The 807-nt window shown below is 27.9% G+C and carries 1 protein-coding gene; it reads left to right on the top strand.

Going from position 1 to position 807, the window contains the following annotated elements; all coding sequences use genetic code 11:
• A partial coding sequence (locus AZI32_RS17205; protein ID WP_242865327.1) for a transposase occupies positions 1-663 on the top strand: 663 nt, incomplete at its 5' end.
• Positions 664-807 lie beyond the last annotated feature (144 nt).

The raw sequence follows: 807 nt of genomic DNA, 5'->3' as shown, positions 1-807 counted from the left end.
TTTATAGCAGTTGGTATTGAAAAAGAAAAACTATTAGTAGAACTAACTGATGAAAGTATAGGCATAGATGTTGGAGTGAAGGACTTAGCTATATGCTCCAATAGAATGACTTTTAAAAATATAAATAAAACTAAAGAAGTTAAAAGACTTAAAAAAGTTTTAAAAAGAAAGCAAAGGAAAATTAGTCGAAAATATGAAATAAATAAGATTGAAAGTGAGGTGAAAAGCCGTTGTCAATTCAAAAAAACTAATAATATTATAAAACTTGAAAAAGAAATCAGATTACTTCATAGAAGATTAGCAAATATAAGAAGTAATCATATTCACCAAGCAACGAATATGATAGTGAGAACCAAGCCATCAAGAGTTGTTATGGAAACACTTAATATCAAAAATATGATGAAAAATCGTCATTTATCAAAAGCTATTGCAGAGCAATCATTATATGATTTTAAAGTTAAGATGAAATATAAATGTGCAATATATGGAATAGAATTTGTAGAAGCTGATAAGTGGTTTCCATCCAGTAAAACTTGTAGTAAGTGTGGCGCTATCAAGAAAGATTTAAAGCTAAAGGATAGAGTTTATCAATGTTCTTGTGGACTAAAGATAGACAGAGATTTTAATGCTTCAATCAATCTCTCAAGATATAAATTAGCATAATATCACTTAAAAGATAATGTTAATATGTAGGATTCGTTGTATCCGAATTTAAGCCTTTGGACTGTCATATCAAATGAGAGTAGCAAATGAATTTATTCATTGCAAAATCAGACAGGGTGAATAAGGAATTAAACAAGATTTATA

Origin of the sequence: Clostridium sp. ATCC 25772, assembly GCF_001573875.1 — a bacterium.
Taxonomy (GTDB): domain Bacteria; phylum Bacillota; class Clostridia; order Clostridiales; family Clostridiaceae; genus Clostridium_J; species Clostridium_J senegalense.
The sequence above is the reverse complement of the archived record's forward strand: the minus strand, read 5'-3'. Positions and strand labels throughout refer to the sequence as shown.